Origin of the sequence: Synechococcus sp. R5-13 (assembly GCF_047462015.1) — a bacterium.
Classification (GTDB): Bacteria; Cyanobacteriota; Cyanobacteriia; order Thermostichales; family Thermostichaceae; genus Thermostichus.
Genome location: NZ_JANSIL010000011.1, coordinates 1 through 15,591, shown reverse-complemented (window position 1 = coordinate 15,591; position 15,591 = coordinate 1). Strand labels below are relative to the sequence as shown.

The following is a 15,591-nucleotide window of genomic DNA, read 5'->3' as shown; positions in this document are numbered from 1 at the left end:
GACAAGGGCAATGAGGGTAAAGTGGAAGAGTTCCCTCTATATCGGATCACTGCCACTCTATGACCGCAACCATCGAAGTGCCTAAGCGAGGCTTACCTGTCACCATCATCACAGGTTTTTTGGGCAGTGGGAAAACCACCCTTCTCAACCACATCCTCAACAACCAGAAAGGGATGCGCACAGCGGTGCTGGTCAACGAATTCGGCGAGATCAGCATCGATGCGGAACTGATCGTCTCCAGCGAAGAAGACTTGGTGGAGCTGAACAACGGCTGCATCTGCTGCACCATCCGGGACGACATCGCCGAAAGCGTGTTGCGGTTGATGGAACGTTCCGACAAGATCGACTACCTGGTGGTGGAGACTACGGGATTGGCGGATCCCTTGCCGGTGGCCCTCACCTTTTTGGGGCCAGAATTGCGAGATCTGACGCGGCTAGACTCGATTATCACCCTGGTAGATGCCACCAACTTTGCCCCCGATCTGTTCAACAGCGACGTGGCCTACAGCCAAATTGCCTATGGGGATGTGATTCTCCTCAACAAAATCGATTTGGTCGAGGAAGCCGAGATCGAGCGTCTGGAAAAACGCATCCGCGAGATCAAAGAAGATGCCCGCATTTTGCGCACCGTCAACAGCGCAGTCCCCCTGGAGCTGATCTTGGATACCGATTTGTTTCAGGCCAGTTCCTTGCCCCGAGAAGAAGCCCATGATCACGACAGTCACGACCACCATGACCATGAGCACGATCATGACCACCACCACTCCCATCACAGCCACATCGAGGCCGACGGCTTTAACTCCCTAGCCTTTGAGAGCGATCAACCCTTCTCTTTGGATGCTTTCCAAAATTTTCTCAACGAGTTGCCCGATGCAGTCTTTCGTGCCAAAGGGGTGTTGTGGTTCGAGGAAAGCCCAGAGCGACATATCTTTCACCTCAGCGGTCGGCGCTATACCCTCAGCAGCGATGAGTGGCCTCGCCAGCCCAAAAACCAGTTGGTGCTCATCGGTCAGCGCCTCGATACAGCCCAGCTGCGGAAAAAACTCCAAGCCTGTCTTGCCCGCCCGGCCACGCGGGGTCAAGGGTTTGGTCGCTGAATCAGGACTTGGCGGCAGTCCAGGCTAAAGAAAGTCGGGCTACATTCCAGCACCCTCGATCATAAACCCCTGAGGTGATGGCCCACTCTCCATGTCCGACATCTTCGTGATGATCCGCAACCAGGCCAACAACGCGCTCACCTCCATCGATGGGATCCCTTTTCTCAGTTTCCTGGAGCGAGAGGGGCAGTTGATTGCAGAAGAAACCATTGAGTTGATCTATGCGGACGCTGGATTTGATGACCTGCCAATTGGAGAATACACTGTGGGGGTACGGCATGAACGGGTGGAACCCCCGAAAGCCACCTGCCCGGTAAGCATTACCTCTGAGGACGAGGTTGTTTTGGTAACATTTGTTTACCTTGAGCCCGAGCGGGTTCTGCTGACTATTCACGTCTCTGTGGAGAAGAGGTTGTAGCTATGACTGTCAAGGTCATCCCATCGCGCTCGATCAAAGCCTTTCGCTATCGGGTGTTCTGTTTGGGACAGGATCTCTGGAATGCCCGGGATCCGATTAGCCGTGCCAACCTTGCTCTGCAACTGGCGGATGCCGCTACGACTTTGGCCCGAATGGAAGTCCAAGCCGCTCAGCCCTTCAGCTCAAGCCCTTCCTATTCCCTGCCGGAAGCTGGCCATAGGTAGCCATCGATCCAGCCGGGAATCGAGGCCAGACGCAAGGGATCCCGCCTACTCCCACTCGATGGTGCCAGGGGGCTTGGAGGTGATGTCGTAAACCACGCGGTTGATGCCGGGCACCTCGTTGACGATGCGGTTGGAAATGGTGGCCAAGAGGTCGTAGGGAACTCGCGCCCAATCGGCGGTCATACCGTCTTCGCTGGTAACCAGCCGCACCACCACCGGGCAGGCATAGGTGCGCTTATCCCCCATCACCCCCACCGACCGCACCTCTGGCAGCAGCACGGCAAAGGCTTGCCAAAGTTTGGGATAGTAGCCGGAGCGGTTGATCTCCTGCCGCACGATCATGTCCGCTTCTCGCAGGGTTTCCAGCCGTTCTTTGGTAACCTCGCCTACAATGCGGATGGCCAGCCCCGGCCCCGGAAAAGGATGGCGGCCCACAATCTCTTCCGGCAGACCCAAAGAGCGGGCCAGTTGCCGCACCTCGTCTTTGAAGAGCTTGCGCAAAGGCTCTACCAGCTTAAAGCGCAGATTTTCGGGCAGGCCGCCGACATTGTGATGGCTTTTGATCTTGACGGCAATGCGTTCTCCAGTAACCGGATCCACATGGGTATTGGCAGACTCGATCACGTCTGGGTAGAGAGTGCCTTGGGCTAAGTACTCAAAAGGACCCAGCCGCTGGGATTCTTCCTCAAACACGCGAATAAACTCTGCCCCAATTCGTTTGCGTTTTTCTTCGGGATCGGTAACCCCCTGCAACTGCCGGAGAAACCGCTCCTGGCCATCCACGTAGTGGACGGGAATGTGAAATTGCTCTTGGAAAAGGCGCAGCAGCCGCTGGGGCTCTTCCTTGCGCATAAACCCTTGGTCGATGAACACGCAGGTGAGCTGGTCGCCGATGGCCTTGTGCAGCAGAAAAGCCAAAGTAGAGCTGTCTACCCCCCCCGAGAGGGCCAACAGCACCTTCTTATTGCCCACACGGGCACGTACCTCTCGAATGGCTTCCTCCAGAAAAGCTGCCGTTGTCCAGGTGGGCTCGCAACCGCAGATGTGATAGACAAAGTTGCGGATGAGAAAGGCGCCAGCCTCTGAGTGGGCCACCTCCGGATGAAATTGCACCCCGTAGAGACGACGCCTTGGATCGGCAATGGCGGCACAGGGGGTGTTGTCGGTAGAGGCCAAGGTGTGAAAGCCCGGCGGCAGTTCGGTAACCGAATCCCCGTGGCTCATCCACATGATGCTGTTTTCCGGCAGGTTGGTGAGCAGGTCGGTGGGATCCAAAATGTGCAGAGCGGCACGGCCATATTCCCCCTTCTGGGCTGCTTCCACCTTGCCCCCCAACTGCTGCACCATGAGTTGCATGCCGTAGCACACCCCCAGAACCGGGATCCCTAGGTTCCAAATCTCGGGGTCACACACCGGAGCGGCTGGCTCATACACCGAGTTGGGGCCCCCGGAGAGGATAATGCCCTGCGGTTGCAGTTGCCGCAGTTGCTCAGCAGAGGTGCGATAGGAAAGGATTTCCGAATAGACGTGGGTTTCGCGAATGCGGCGGGCAATCAGCTCAGAGTACTGGGATCCAAAATCGAGAATGACGATCATCTGGCGCTGCACTTCGAGGGGGGAAAGGCCGGAACTGGGAGGAGATGCAGAAGGGATCACAAAACCTGGCACAGTGCACAATAAAAAAGCCGGTCCAAGAGACTAGCTTGGCTATGGATACGATGGATACGAAAGAAACATTAAGGGCTCTTCCATGGTAACAGGGGTGGAGAGCTTGCACGCGGCTGCCTGCTCTAAAAAGCCTCTGTCAGGCTTGCCGAGAAAACAGCGCTTCTCGGAGGAGTCTCGCCGAAAAACCGCCTGATGAGCCCCTGAAAAAGCTGGCCACCGGCTGGGCATGACTCCCGCCAACAACGCAATACAGAAGCCAGATGACCTAGCAAAGTTAAGACTTATGATCGTGAAGGAGCGCTCCAGGCCGGTGGGGGTATTGGTAGGGATCCGCAGTGCCATTTTTTTATGTCGATTGTTGCCGAGTCCTTTCAAACCTATCTGCGCCGCCGCCGTCGTCTTCTAGCCCGCCGTCTCAAGCGACAGCAGGGCTGGGTCGTGGTTTTGGCTCTGCTGGCTTTGTACTTGCTCAGTTGGGATGCGCTGGGCGAAGATGGGTCACTATCGCACCTGTGGAGGGGACAACCCCTGTGGCTGGTGTTGATCCCACTGTTGGGGGGAGGGCTGTACAGCTTGGGCGCCGGGGTGATCTGGATGCTGCGCCAGCGCTGGTCTGCCCAGCTGTTGGCCGAGATGATCAGCTTGCCCCATTTGACTTTGGCTGCCCTGATCTGGCTGGGGTTAGCCGTTTGGGGAGAGCACCTTTCGCCTTTCCTGTTGCGACAAAAAAACCAATTGTTGGCGGGCCTGTTGATCAGTTGGCTGTTGGCCCAGGGGTGGAGTTTTTTCCAGACAGGTTGGGTAGTAGAGGCTGGGCAACTGTGGGCCGACTATCTGCAGGAGCTGCGCGGTTCTGTATTACAGCCCTGCTACCAGCGCCTGGAAACCTGTCGTCTTTCGCTCCATCTTTACCACGCCATTTGGCAAGACCTGCAACTGGAAGAACTGGAGGCCCAGCACCTGATTCAACTGTTGTCTGAGTCGTTGCTGCCGCTGACCCTGCCGCTCAAGGTCTATGCTCAGCGGGTTCACCATTGCTGTCAGCAGTTGGCAGCCCTGCTGGCGCAAATGCAGGAGCGGGTAGAGCGGTTGGAGCAGGTGCTTTTGAATGTAGAGCTGGAGTTGGCCTCTCATCAGTTGCTTCAGGCTCAGCCGCAGCCGATTAACTTGCTGGCGGAAGATTGGGCCAGCTGTCAGGAGCTGGATTTGCAGGAGTTGGTTTGCTTAAACCAAGAGCTGCTGGGCACCGACCGTTCTTTGCAGGGCTTGACCCAAGAGCTGAAAGGCTGGGCCGACAGAGCCATCCCCGCTGGATTGAAACTGGGATCCCTGGGATGAAGAAGGCTGACGCTTCTTCCTCTGAGCCCCCACAGCTCAAGACGCTGTGGGAAAGCTGGCTGGCGGAGCTGGGTTGGCAGCCTTCTGAACAGCAGCAGCAACAACTGCAACAGCTCTATCCGCTGGTGATGGCCGGAAACCGAACCCAGAACCTGACCCGCATCACCGATCCCATCGACTTTTGGGAGAAACACCTGTGGGATTCGCTGCGGGGCCTACGCCTGCTGGGATCCTGGGAGGCAATCCAAGCTCAGCCCTGGCGGGGGATCGACATCGGCACCGGGGCAGGGTTTCCAGGGATCCCGGCCCAAATTGCCCTGCCCCAAACCCGCTTTACCCTGCTGGACAGCACCCAACGCAAGATTGCCTTTGTACAGGACACCTTGCAAAGGCTCTCCCTCACCCAAGCGCGGGCAGTGGCTCAGCGGGCCGAAATTTGGGGGCAAGACCCGCAGGAACGGGGCAGCTATGATATTGCTCTGGCCAGGGCCCTGGCCTCGGCGGAGACCTGCGCCGAGTATTGCCTGCCTCTGCTCAAGGTGGGGGGACGCGCCATCCTCTATCGCGGCCATTGGACCGAGGCAGAAGCCCAAACTTTGGAGCAGGCCCTTGAGCTCCTGGGCGGAAAACTGATCCATGTAGAAGCCTTCACTACACCCCGCAGCCGTGGGGTGCGCCACTGCCTACTGCTGGAGAAAGTAGCCCCCACGCCGCCTCCTTATCCCCGCTCTCCCGGCACTCCCAAACGCCAACCGTTGGGCCAAAGCAATCGCCCATGAAGGTTAGGATCCTGAGTTTCCATCTTGCTACAAAAGCTTCTCCCAATTCTCGGACAAAAAGCTGGAAGGATGGCTTTGCAAATGCCATTGGGAAGACTAAGATGTGGTTGGCATGAGGTTCGGATTGAGCGAATGGTTTAACCAGGTGAGCCTCCGAACTGAACGCTAAAGGGTAAGGTTCGGAGTTTGCTACACCATGACCATTTTTGTAGGTAATTTGTCCTTCAAGGCCAGCGAAGAAGACCTGCGGCTTGTGTTCGCCGAATACGGCACCGTTAAGCAAATTAAGCTGCCGGTGGATCGGGAGACTGGCCGTAAGCGAGGTTTTGCCTTTGTGGAACTGGAAAACGAAGCCGATGAGCAAAAGGCCATCGACGAGCTGGACGGTGCTACTTGGATGGGCCGGGATCTGAGGGTCAACAAGGCGTTGCCTCGGCAGACCAGCGCAGGCGGTCGGGATGGCCGCTCTTCCCGCTTTTGAGTTAACATGCATCTACCCTTTCTCAGATGAGGTTTGAGCCAGGGATCCCAACCCGCGATCCCTGGTTTCTAGCGCGTTCCTGAGAACACTCTGCCCAGAAAGGCCAGGCTAAACCAGGCGGAGGCCACCAGGACGATGGCCGGGCCGGAGGCCACATTGAGGTAGTAGCTGGCGTACATCCCCAGCAGGCTGGCGCTCACCCCAAATAGGGATCCCAACAGCATCACCTGGTGCAATCGAGGCACCACCAGATAGGCGGTTGCCGCTGGCGTGATCAGCATGGCCAACACTAAGAGCACGCCCACTGCCTTCATGCTGGCCACCAACGTCAGGGAAGTGAGCACCATCAGCCCCCACCCCAGCCGCTCGGTGGGCAGGCCGGCTGCTTTGGCCCCCAAGGGATCGAAGCTGTAAAAGGTCAATTCCTTGAAGAAGAGGGCCACTAACCCCAACACCAAAAGGGTGATGCCCACCACTGTCAGCACATCGACAGCATTCACCCCCAGGAGGTTGCCGAAGAGGAAGTGGTTGAGATCGATGCGAGCCCGCCGTTGGATCAAAGTGATCAACAGGATCCCCAAGGCAAAAAAGGCCGAAAAGACGATCCCCATGGCTGCATCCGGCTTGAGGGGGCTGGCGGAGCGGATCCATTGAATCAAGAGGGCGCTGAGGAGACCGGCCACAAAGGCTCCCACAAACAGGTTGAGGCCCAGCATGTAGGCAATGGCCAGGCCCGGCAGCAGCGAATGGCTGATGGCATCCCCCAGGAGGGCCAAGCTTTGCACCAGCAGATAGCTGCCCACCACGGCACAGAGAATGCCGACGGCCACCGCCACCAGCAGAGCCCGTTGCATGAAGGCAAAACTCAAGGGATCCGCCAGGCTGTGCCAGAGCCATTCCATAACGTTGTTGACCTCAAACTCTCCCTAGGCAGCTGAGTCCAGCAGCAGGGCTCGGCCATAGGCCCGCTGCAACACCGCTGGCTGCAACACCTCCCGCGGGGATCCCTGGGCAATTAAGACACGGTTGAGGAGGAGCACTTCGTCGAAGTAGGCCCGGGCCTGCCCCAAATCGTGGTGCACCACCATCACGATGTGGCCGGCATCTGCCAGCTCCCGCAACACCTGGAACAAAATAGCTTCGCTGGGCTGGTCGATCCCGGCAAAGGGTTCGTCAAGGGCGTAGATCTCCGCTGCTTGGGCCAAGGCCCGCGCCAGGAACACCCGCTGCTGTTGTCCCCCCGACAGCTTTCCAATGGGGCGATCCCGATAGGCTCCCATCCCCACCCGCTCCAGAGCTTGGGCAGCCCGCCGCCGTCCCTCCTTGCCGATGCGACGGAACCAGCCGGTGGGTTTCACCTGACCCATTAGCACCACATCCCACACCGTGGCGGGAAACGTCCAGTCGATGGCCGAGCGCTGGGGTACATAGGCCACTTGCTCTCCCCGCAGCGCTTGTCCGCCGTAGCGCACTTCCCCCCGTTCCAGCGGCACCAACCCCAGCAGCGCTCTGAGAAACGTACTTTTGCCGGCTCCGTTGGGCCCGAGGATGCCCGTGATGCGCCCCGGCGCGATTTCAGCTTGGATCCCTTGCAGCACCCGCAGGCTGCCGTAACACACCGTCAGATCCCGCACCACCAGGGATCCCCTGGCCGGGCGAAGAGGGAGAGGAGCAGATTGCTTTTTCATTTTGCTTTCATTTTCGAGTAAGTCCAGTGTACCCTAAAGGGACATCTAAACCATGAAACGATGATCAAAAGTCTTGTCTTCCTTTGGGGGCGGCGCCGTTGGGTAGCAGCCTTCGGCTTGGCAATAGGACTCTGTCTCGCTGACGGGAACGGCAGTTTTCTGGCCTTGGCCGGTTCGGGATGGGCGCGTCCCCGCGTTGTGGCTACCACTACGTTGATCGCCGATTGGGTAGAGCAGGTGGGCCAAGATCGCATCCAGCTCACCAGCCTGCTGCAGCCGGGGATGGATCCCCATATCTACGAGCCAACGCCGGCGGATGGGGTGGCCCTAGAGCAGGCAGACTTGGTGTTTTACAACGGCTACAACCTGGAGCCGGGGTTGATGCGCCTCATCGAGGCCACAGCCCAACAGGCGCGGCGGGTTGCCTTGGCCGAGATCCTTGAACCTATTGTTGCCAACGAGGATGGGATCCCCACTCCCGACCCCCACGTGTGGGGCAATGTGGAAAACGTCATCCTCATGGTGGAGCGCATCGCCCAAGAGCTGGCGGAACAGGTGCCTGGCGAGGCGACCTTCTTCCAAACCAATGCTGCTGCCTATCGAGCAGAGCTGGAGGAGCTTCATGCCTGGATTGGGGAGCAAATTCAGACCATCCCCCCTCCCAACCGGGTTTTGGTGACCACTCACGATGCCTTTGCCTACTACACCCAAGCCTACGGCCTGAAAATGGGGGGATCCCTTCTGGGGATCAGCACCGAAGAACAGCCCAGCGCCCAGACTGTGGCCCGGTTGGTGGCCGAGATCCGCGCTCTACAGGTGCCGGCTGTCTTTGCCGAGACCACCCTCAACCCCGCTCTCCTCCAAACGGTGGCCACCGAAGCCGGGGTCAAGGTAGCCGAACAGAAACTGTACTCGGACTCTTTGGGAGAGCCAGGCAGCGGTGCTGAAACCTACATCGCCATGATGCGCCTCAACACCTGCACCATCGTGGCAGCCTTGGGCGGATCCCCTGAATGCTCTTGAGAAGCTGAGTCGAGGCAGGAGGTCTGAGTTTTGTATGATAGGGGCTCAGACCCTTGTTCTCTCACCTCTTCCATGCCTGCTGCCATCCATCGCCCGGCCCGCACCCTCTACTGTGGCGAAGTCCGCCCGGCCCACATTGGCCAGACCGTCACCCTCTACGGCTGGATCGACCGCCGCCGCGACCACGGGGGGGTGATCTTTCTGGATTTGCGGGATCGCTCTGGCATTGTGCAACTGGTGGCGGATCCGCAGAAAACTCCGCAGTCATATCCACTGGCGGGGGAAGTGCGCAACGAATATGTGGTGCGGGTAACGGGAACTGTCCAGCAACGGCCCCCCGACTCCTTCAACCCTCGCCTGGCCACCGGCGAGGTCGAGATCTACGCCGAACAGTTGGAAGTGCTCAGTCCAGTCGGCAAGCAGCTCCCCTTCAGCGTCTCGGGAGAAGAAGCAGAGGAAGTGCGAGAAGAGATCCGCCTGCGCTATCGCTACCTGGATTTGCGGCGGGAGCGCATGTCCCGTAACCTGCAACTGCGCCACCGGGTCATCCAGGCCATCCGCCGTTTCCTAGAAGACGAGGAGGGCTTTGTCGAGGTGGAGACTCCCATTCTCACCCGCTCCACCCCAGAAGGGGCCAGAGACTACCTGGTGCCCAGCCGCGTCAACCCCGGCGAGTGGTTTGCCCTGCCGCAGTCGCCCCAGCTCTTTAAGCAGCTGCTGATGGTGGCTGGCGTGGATCGCTACTACCAGATCGCCCGCTGCTTTCGGGATGAGGATCTGCGGGCGGATCGGCAGCCGGAGTTCACCCAGTTGGACATGGAGATGAGCTTCATGGATCAAGAAGGGATCCTGGAGCTCAACGAGCGACTGATCTGCCATATCTTCAAAACTGTCAAAGGGATCCACCTGCCCCGTCCCTTCCCGCGCCTGACCTATGCCGAGGCCATGGCCCGCTACGGCTCCGACAAGCCTGACACCCGCTTTGGGATGGAGTTGGTGGATGTTTCGGAGGTGTTTCAGGGATCCCGATTCAAAGTCTTCGCCAAAGTGCTGGCTGAGGGCGGTTTGATCAAAATCCTGCCAGTGCCCGGCGGCGATGAAAAGATCTCCAACACCCGCATCAAACCAGGCGGGGATCTGTTCAAGCTGGTCACCCAGTATGGGGCGGGCGGCTTGGCCTTTATCCGGGTGCGGCCCGACAGCCTCGATACCATCGGCGCCCTGAAAGAGAGCTTGAGCCCCGAGCAGGAGAAGCGGTTGCTGGATCTCACCCAGGCCAAGCCAGGGGATCTGTTGCTGTTTGGGGCAGGGCCGGCGGCAGTGGTGAACGAGTCTTTGGGCCGGCTGCGGCTGCACCTGGGCCAGGAGCTGGGTTTGATCCCAGAGAACGCCTTGAATCTCCTCTGGATCACCGACTTTCCCATGTTTGAGTTCAACGCCGAAGAAAATCGCCTGGAAGCCCTGCACCACCCCTTTACCGCCCCCCACCCCGACGACTTGGCCGACCTGAAAACGGCGCGGGCCCAGGCTTATGACCTGGTGTGGAACGGCGTGGAAGTAGGAGGGGGATCCCTGCGGATTTACCAGCGGGAAATTCAGGAGCAGGTTTTTCAAGCGATTGGCCTCACCCCCGAACAGGCGCGGGACAAGTTTGGCTTTTTGTTGGAAGCCTTTGAGTATGGCACCCCGCCCCACGGCGGCATTGCCTACGGCCTGGATCGGCTGGTGATGTTGCTGGCCGGGGAAGATTCCATCCGGGATGTCATCGCCTTTCCCAAAACCCAGCAGGCGCGATGTTTGCTCACCGGCGCTCCTTCCAGCGTTGAGGCGAAGCAGCTCAAGGAACTGCACGTGGCTTCCACCTATCAGCCCGGTTGAGGGAGGTATCTTCCAACGACCACGGGTGCTCGATGATTTCGGCACGGGTAACAGGGCTGCGGAGATCCAGCAGACAATATTCCTTTTCAACCAAAAGGACTTTCATTGTGGAAGCCGGGCCTTTTTAACGGGAGTTCAGGAGTGCCTGGGATCCCTTCTCCCAGCCCCAGCTCCCACCTGTGGGAGGATAGAAAGGAATACACCCCTACTTTTTTTGCCATGCTACAGCTGACGGGAAAGAAAGCCTTGGTAACCGGCATTGCCAACGAGCGCTCCATTGCCTGGGGCATTGCTCAGCAACTGCACAAAGCGGGGGCCAGCCTAGGGGTTACCTATCTGCCGGACGAGCGGGATCGCTTCAAAACCAAAGTTCAGCAACTCACGGATCCCTTGCAGCCAGATTTTCTCCTCCCCTGCGACGTGCAAAGCGATCAGCAGATCAGCGATCTGTTTCAGGGGGTAACCGAAAAATGGGGTCAGGTCGATATTCTGGTTCACTGCCTGGCCTATGTCAAAAAAGAGGAGCTGAGCGGCAACTTCAGCGATATCTCGCGGGAGGGGTTTGCCCTGGCCATGGATGTGAGCACCTACTCCCTGATTGCCCTCTGCCGGGCTGCCAAGCCCCTACTGAGATCCGGCAGCAGTGTCCTCACCTTGACCTACTTGGGAGGAGTGCGAGTGGTGCCCAACTACAACATGGCTGCCGTCACCAAAGCGGGCCTGGAAACCTGTGTCCGCTACCTGGCTGCCGAGCTGGGCCCTGCCGGGATCCGGGTGAACGCCATTTCTGCCGGCCCAATCCGCACCTTGGCCTCATCGGCCATTTCCGATTTTCATGCCATGCTGCATGCTGTGGAGGAGAAAGCTCCCCTACGGCGCAATGTCACTCAAATAGAGGTGGGCAATGTGGCGGCTTTTCTGGCCAGCGACCTGGCCAGCGGCATTACCGGCCAGGTGATCTACGTGGATAGTGGGTATAGCATCCTGGGTTTTTAAGCGCTTTGGGATCCCTTGGGGATGGCTCCGGCATGAATCGTTTCTCTCCTCTGCAGCGGTTGCTGCTCACCTGGATTTTGATCGTCATCAGCGGCTGGCTGGCCATACAGGTGGGTCGGTTGTTTGGGCATTTGCTCACCACCATCCTGACGGCAGCGGTGCTGGCCTTTTTGCTCAACTACCCGGTGCAGGTGCTGCGGCGCTATCGGGTCAGTCGGGGTTTGGCGGTCACCCTGGTCTTTGCTCTCTCGGTGGTGCTGCTGGTCTTGGTGGGGATCGCCGTGGTGCCGGTCTTGGCCAAGCAAGTGGTGCAGCTGGGGGCGCGGATCCCAGAGTGGGTGGACACCTTACAAAATTGGCTCGACCAGATTAGCCTTTGGGCCGCCGAGCGCAACATCAACCTTGGCCAGACGGAGCTGGTCAATACCCTTCTCAACCGCCTGCAGGCCAGCGCCGAGAAAATTGCCGGCCAATCCCTGGATCTCCTTCTGGGTACGTTCAACCAGGTGATCGACTTGGTGCTGGTGCTGGTGTTGGCCCTCTACATGCTGCTCTACGGGGGCCAGTTCTGGCAGGGGTTGCTCAGCCTCTTCCCCAAACCTTGGGGGCCGCGCATTGGCGAAGCCCTAGCCCTCAGCTTTCAGAACTTCCTCATCAGCCAGTTGGTGTTGGGGTTCATCATGGCCCTGATGCTGGTGCCGGTTTTTGGGTTTTTGCGGGTACCTTTCGGGCTCCTGTTTGGCCTGCTGATCGGCCTGCTGGAGGTCATCCCCCTGGTGGGGGGGGTGATTGGCATTGGGGCGGCGGCGGTGTTGCTGGCCTTTCAGGACATTTGGCTCAGCCTTAAAGTGGTGCTGGTTTCCCTGATCGTGCAGCAGGTGAAGGATCGGGTCATCGCCCCCCGCCTGATGGGAGAGCTGATCGGGCTAAATCCAGTGTGGATCTTGATTGCCCTGTTGGTGGGGGCGCAACTGGGGGGCATCCTGGGCGTGATCGTCGCCATTCCCCTCAGCAGTGTGGTGAAAAGCCTTTACGAGATCGCCCGCTCTGCCGACCTGGCCGCCGAAGATGGGTTGGGTTCCGGTGTAAAAGGATCCCCGCAAGGGCTCCGTCCGAGTAGCGCCAACGGCGAACCCCGCCGGGATCCCACCCTGCCCAAGCCGGAGACCCAGCAGATCTAGCTGCTCCAAAAGGGAAGAGGCTCTGCCCATGCGATTCAGGCGATCGCGTTAACCGGCAGGCAAACAGAGGCTCAATCCTGGTAAGCCCAGTTGCTGGGCTATCGATGGCCACCCTTGTCCTCAGGGAGAGGGGCTGGGGGTGAGGGCCTCATCCTAGCGAATCTTGCCCTCGATAAAAGGCACCTCCAGCACTTTTTCGTGGTGGATAGGGCCGTGGCCGAAGTAGCCTCCCTCCCCAAACAGTTCGCCGTGATCGGCTGTAACCGTGATGTAGGTGTTTTTGGGAACCAGGTCGAACAGCTGTTCAAAGATCCCATCCAGGTAGCGCACCGCCTGGATCTGTCGCTGCCGCAGCTCTTCCAACTGGGCCGAATTGAAAAAGGGGATCCCTGCTTCTCCTCCCTCATCCAGCCGCTTCAACACCCCATTGACCCCGGAAATACGAGGCCACAAGCTGGGATCCTCATCGGGCAGCGCGTAGGGATAGTGAGTTTCGCCCACGTTTAACAGGTAAAAGCTGGGGCGATCCGGCTCGAAGCGCAACTGTTCCACCATGGCCGCCATATCGTTGTGCTGGGGCATGAGGCGGTAGGAATCGAAATCCCGATTCAGCAGCGTGCTGGGGTTGAGCACCGGCATGGAGACCATGGCGTGGGTGGTGTAGCCCAGTTGATGCTTCAGCAGCGTCGGCAAATAGAGATGAGGCAGCAGATGCTTGAACTCAATGGGTTGCCGGGTGCCGAGCCGCTCGTTGTAGCGCAGATAATCTTGCTTGTAGTGCTCGGACGCAAAAACGTGGATGGGGCTGGTGTGGGGCAGCAGGCCCATGAGCAGGTTGTAATGGGCAGGGGCCGTCCAGGAAGCGTAGCTCCAGCGCTTTTCCAGAGGGCCCAACTTCAGCAAGTGCTTGGGGTTGGCCGCCAGCAGGCTGTCGAAGCGGCAACTGTCTAGGACGATGAGCAGATAGTTGTTCTGTCCCCGCGGTTCAGGGCGGGGGTCGGGCTCAGACGCAAGAGCGGCAGACGATTTCCACCAGTTTAGGAATCCCATCCTTCCTCCTCCTCGTCGGCGTAGGGCCGCTGGACAATCCGCCAGTTGGGAGCTGCTGCCGCATCGTCGTCCTCAGGAGCGGGATCGCGAATGCGTTCCGGCGGGATATTGGAATAGGAATAGCGGCCTGCTTGGGGATCCGGCTCGTACTCCGGCAGATCTTGGGGCAAATAGTGGTCGGGGGGAATCAGCTGGGCTTCCAAAAAGCGAACTCGGTCGCTCAACTGAGTTAACTTACGGATTGCCTGTCGCTGGAACACCCGGTCGTGCAATCGCCAGGAGCCTACATACAAAAATCCCAGCCCCATCCCTGCCCCATAAGAGGCCAATAGCACCAACGATAGAGGAAGCGGGGATCCCGATTGCCCACCCACCACAACCCTTGCCGGGGATCCCCAGTTTTGGATGAGGAGAACGAGCAGGCTCAAGATCCACAAGCCCAGGAGTATGAAGCGAAGGTTTCTGATCGCGTTAGCGGGACGAAATTCTTGCATGGCCTCAACCCTACCCTTTATTAGGCTACCATTCTTCCCTTTCTCCACTGGCCTGGCAGCAAAGACGCTGGAAGCTCAAGCGGAGTTGTTCTCAACAGCCATTAGCCCTCTCCCTAAGGCGCGCTTCAGGGAGACCCCGGGGCGGAAAAAGTCGTTGCTAGCCGCCTGTATCTCTCCTCCAGGAGAAGGACTTGGACTGTTGAAGCTCGCTGCAGGAGCAGGTTTGCGGGTATGGGCGGTACAAGATTCGAACTTGTGACCCCTTCCGTGTGAAGGAAGTGCGCTACCACTGTGCTAACCGCCCGCAGATACCACTCTAGCAGCTATCGACTAGAGCAGGATCTCTATATTACCACGTCAGCGATTGAGCCAGAGGATTCGGATCGGCATGGGAGATGGCTAGAGATAGCCGGGATCCGGCCTGAGGGCTACAGTAAGGGTCAGGGAGCTGTGGGGTGCTATGGCCTACTCACCGACCGAAGAGGCAATTGCTCTGCTCATTGATTTGGCAGAACGAGGCGAGATCGATCCCTGGGATGTGCAGGTCATCGAGGTTATCGATCGCTTTCTGGCCCGTATGGCTCCCACCAGCAGCAGCCATGACCTGTCTGAGTCGGGACAAGCCCTGCTCCACGCTGCCATGTTGGTCTATCTTAAGGCGATGGCTTTGGCAGAACCAGAAGCAGAAGAAAGTGAGCCCAGCCCGGTGGAGGTAGAAGTGGATCCCTGGCCAAGCTGGTCTTTGGCGCACTTGGATCGCGTGTTGCAACCCAGGGCAGCACCCCGTCTTCAACGTACCCGGCCCATCACCCTCAAAGAACTCATCGCCCACCTGCAAGAGCTGGAAACCCTGCTGGAACACCAGCCCGAAGCTGCCCCAAAGCCGCTGGCCCAACGGATTTCTCGCCAGCAAGCGCTGTCGGCCATCACTCAGCTAGCCCACCCGGAAAACCTTTTGGAAACCACCGCCGAGCTAGAATCTCTGCTGGCTCAGCTTTGGCAGCAGGGTCTGACCCAGATCAGCTTTGCCGATCTCCAGCAACACTTTTGCCAAAAAAGCTATCAAAACGGCAGCAGCGGGACCATTCACCCCATTCAAGTCTTCTGGTCATTGCTGCTAATGGCTGCCCGCTCTCAGGTGGAGCTGTGCCAAGAGGAGTTCTACGGCCCACTGACCATCCGACCCTGCACAAGTAAACTACCCGGCTCCGACCGCTAAGCGGTACGGAGCGGGCTTTCAGTAGCCCTGAGCCTGCTCTGCCCTACCAGAGAACAA

General features: G+C 58.8%; 16 protein-coding genes and 1 tRNA gene. 11 read left to right on the top strand and 6 right to left on the bottom strand.

Annotated features, from left to right (window positions below; translation table 11 throughout):
* The first annotated feature begins 59 nt into the window (after nucleotides 1–59).
* From NW840_RS00765 to NW840_RS00755, 3 genes are all read left to right on the top strand, one after another.
* The gene (locus NW840_RS00765; protein WP_414341741.1) at nucleotides 60–1,097 is read left to right on the top strand and encodes a CobW family GTP-binding protein; all 1,038 of its coding nucleotides are present in this window, start codon (nucleotides 60–62) and stop codon (nucleotides 1,095–1,097) included.
* Between the two features lie 91 nt (nucleotides 1,098–1,188).
* Entirely contained in the window at nucleotides 1,189–1,515 is a 327-nt protein-coding gene (locus NW840_RS00760) for a hypothetical protein (RefSeq protein WP_414329244.1), read from the top strand.
* Nucleotides 1,516–1,517: 2 nt separating this feature from the next.
* Nucleotides 1,518–1,739, top strand: a complete 222-nt coding sequence (locus NW840_RS00755) for a hypothetical protein (protein WP_011432797.1) — start codon at nucleotides 1,518–1,520, stop codon at nucleotides 1,737–1,739.
* Nucleotides 1,740–1,784: 45 nt separating this feature from the next.
* Here NW840_RS00755 and guaA read toward each other — a convergent pair whose 3' ends face one another.
* Complete coding sequence (gene guaA, locus NW840_RS00750; RefSeq protein WP_414341763.1) at nucleotides 1,785–3,335, bottom strand: glutamine-hydrolyzing GMP synthase; 1,551 nt, start codon at nucleotides 3,333–3,335, stop codon at nucleotides 1,785–1,787.
* Between the two features lie 420 nt (nucleotides 3,336–3,755).
* Between guaA and NW840_RS00745 the strand changes: the two genes are divergently transcribed.
* The 3 genes from NW840_RS00745 (at nucleotide 3,756) to NW840_RS00735 (ending at nucleotide 6,005) form a co-directional block, all read left to right on the top strand.
* Nucleotides 3,756–4,745, top strand: a complete 990-nt coding sequence (locus tag NW840_RS00745) for a hypothetical protein (RefSeq protein ID WP_414341740.1) — start codon at nucleotides 3,756–3,758, stop codon at nucleotides 4,743–4,745.
* Nucleotides 4,742–5,524 carry a 16S rRNA (guanine(527)-N(7))-methyltransferase RsmG gene (gene rsmG / locus NW840_RS00740; protein WP_414341738.1) on the top strand — a complete coding sequence of 261 codons (783 nt, stop codon included), beginning with the start codon at nucleotides 4,742–4,744 and terminating at the stop codon, nucleotides 5,522–5,524. The genes NW840_RS00745 and rsmG overlap by 4 nt, the downstream gene beginning before the upstream one ends.
* Nucleotides 5,525–5,720: 196 nt before the next feature.
* Nucleotides 5,721–6,005, top strand: coding sequence for an RNA recognition motif domain-containing protein (locus NW840_RS00735; RefSeq protein ID WP_011432793.1), 285 nt, complete (start codon nucleotides 5,721–5,723; stop codon nucleotides 6,003–6,005).
* 68 nt (nucleotides 6,006–6,073) lie between these two features.
* On the opposite strand, the gene NW840_RS00730 is transcribed toward NW840_RS00735, so the two are convergent.
* Entirely contained in the window at nucleotides 6,074–6,907 is an 834-nt protein-coding gene (locus NW840_RS00730) for a metal ABC transporter permease (protein ID WP_011432792.1), read from the bottom strand.
* Between the two features lie 24 nt (nucleotides 6,908–6,931).
* A complete protein-coding gene (locus NW840_RS00725; RefSeq protein WP_414341737.1) occupies nucleotides 6,932–7,693 on the bottom strand; it encodes a metal ABC transporter ATP-binding protein in 762 nt (253 codons plus the stop codon).
* Nucleotides 7,694–7,753: 60 nt separating this feature from the next.
* Here NW840_RS00725 and NW840_RS00720 point away from each other — a divergent pair, with 60 nt between their 5' ends.
* The 4 genes from NW840_RS00720 to NW840_RS00705 all read left to right on the top strand — a co-directional run bounded on the left by NW840_RS00720 (nucleotide 7,754) and on the right by NW840_RS00705 (nucleotide 12,771).
* Nucleotides 7,754–8,716 carry a metal ABC transporter solute-binding protein, Zn/Mn family gene (locus tag NW840_RS00720; protein ID WP_414341736.1) on the top strand — a complete coding sequence of 321 codons (963 nt, stop codon included), beginning with the start codon at nucleotides 7,754–7,756 and terminating at the stop codon, nucleotides 8,714–8,716.
* Nucleotides 8,717–8,788: 72 nt separating this feature from the next.
* A complete protein-coding gene (gene aspS, locus NW840_RS00715) occupies nucleotides 8,789–10,594 on the top strand; it encodes an aspartate--tRNA ligase (protein ID WP_011432789.1) in 1,806 nt (601 codons plus the stop codon).
* A gap of 219 nt (nucleotides 10,595–10,813) precedes the next feature.
* Nucleotides 10,814–11,590: an enoyl-ACP reductase FabI gene (fabI, locus tag NW840_RS00710; RefSeq protein ID WP_011432788.1), complete on the top strand. Its 777-nt coding sequence runs from the start codon at nucleotides 10,814–10,816 to the stop codon at nucleotides 11,588–11,590.
* A 32-nt stretch (nucleotides 11,591–11,622) separates the two neighbouring features.
* Nucleotides 11,623–12,771: an AI-2E family transporter gene (locus NW840_RS00705; protein ID WP_414341734.1), complete on the top strand. Its 1,149-nt coding sequence runs from the start codon at nucleotides 11,623–11,625 to the stop codon at nucleotides 12,769–12,771.
* A 153-nt stretch (nucleotides 12,772–12,924) separates the two neighbouring features.
* On the opposite strand, the gene NW840_RS00700 is transcribed toward NW840_RS00705, so the two are convergent.
* The 3 genes from NW840_RS00700 to NW840_RS00690 all read right to left on the bottom strand — a co-directional run bounded on the left by NW840_RS00700 (nucleotide 12,925) and on the right by NW840_RS00690 (nucleotide 14,619).
* Nucleotides 12,925–13,821, bottom strand: a complete 897-nt coding sequence (locus NW840_RS00700) for a sulfatase-like hydrolase/transferase (protein WP_414341733.1) — start codon at nucleotides 13,819–13,821, stop codon at nucleotides 12,925–12,927.
* Nucleotides 13,809–14,249: a hypothetical protein gene (locus NW840_RS00695; protein WP_238376922.1), complete on the bottom strand. Its 441-nt coding sequence runs from the start codon at nucleotides 14,247–14,249 to the stop codon at nucleotides 13,809–13,811. The genes NW840_RS00700 and NW840_RS00695 overlap by 13 nt, the downstream gene beginning before the upstream one ends.
* 298 nt (nucleotides 14,250–14,547) lie before the next feature.
* Nucleotides 14,548–14,619 (bottom strand) — tRNA-Val (locus NW840_RS00690).
* Nucleotides 14,620–14,775: 156 nt separating this feature from the next.
* Here NW840_RS00690 and NW840_RS00685 point away from each other — a divergent pair.
* The gene (locus NW840_RS00685; RefSeq protein ID WP_414341730.1) at nucleotides 14,776–15,534 is read left to right on the top strand and encodes a segregation/condensation protein A; all 759 of its coding nucleotides are present in this window, start codon (nucleotides 14,776–14,778) and stop codon (nucleotides 15,532–15,534) included.
* Nucleotides 15,535–15,591 lie beyond the last annotated feature (57 nt).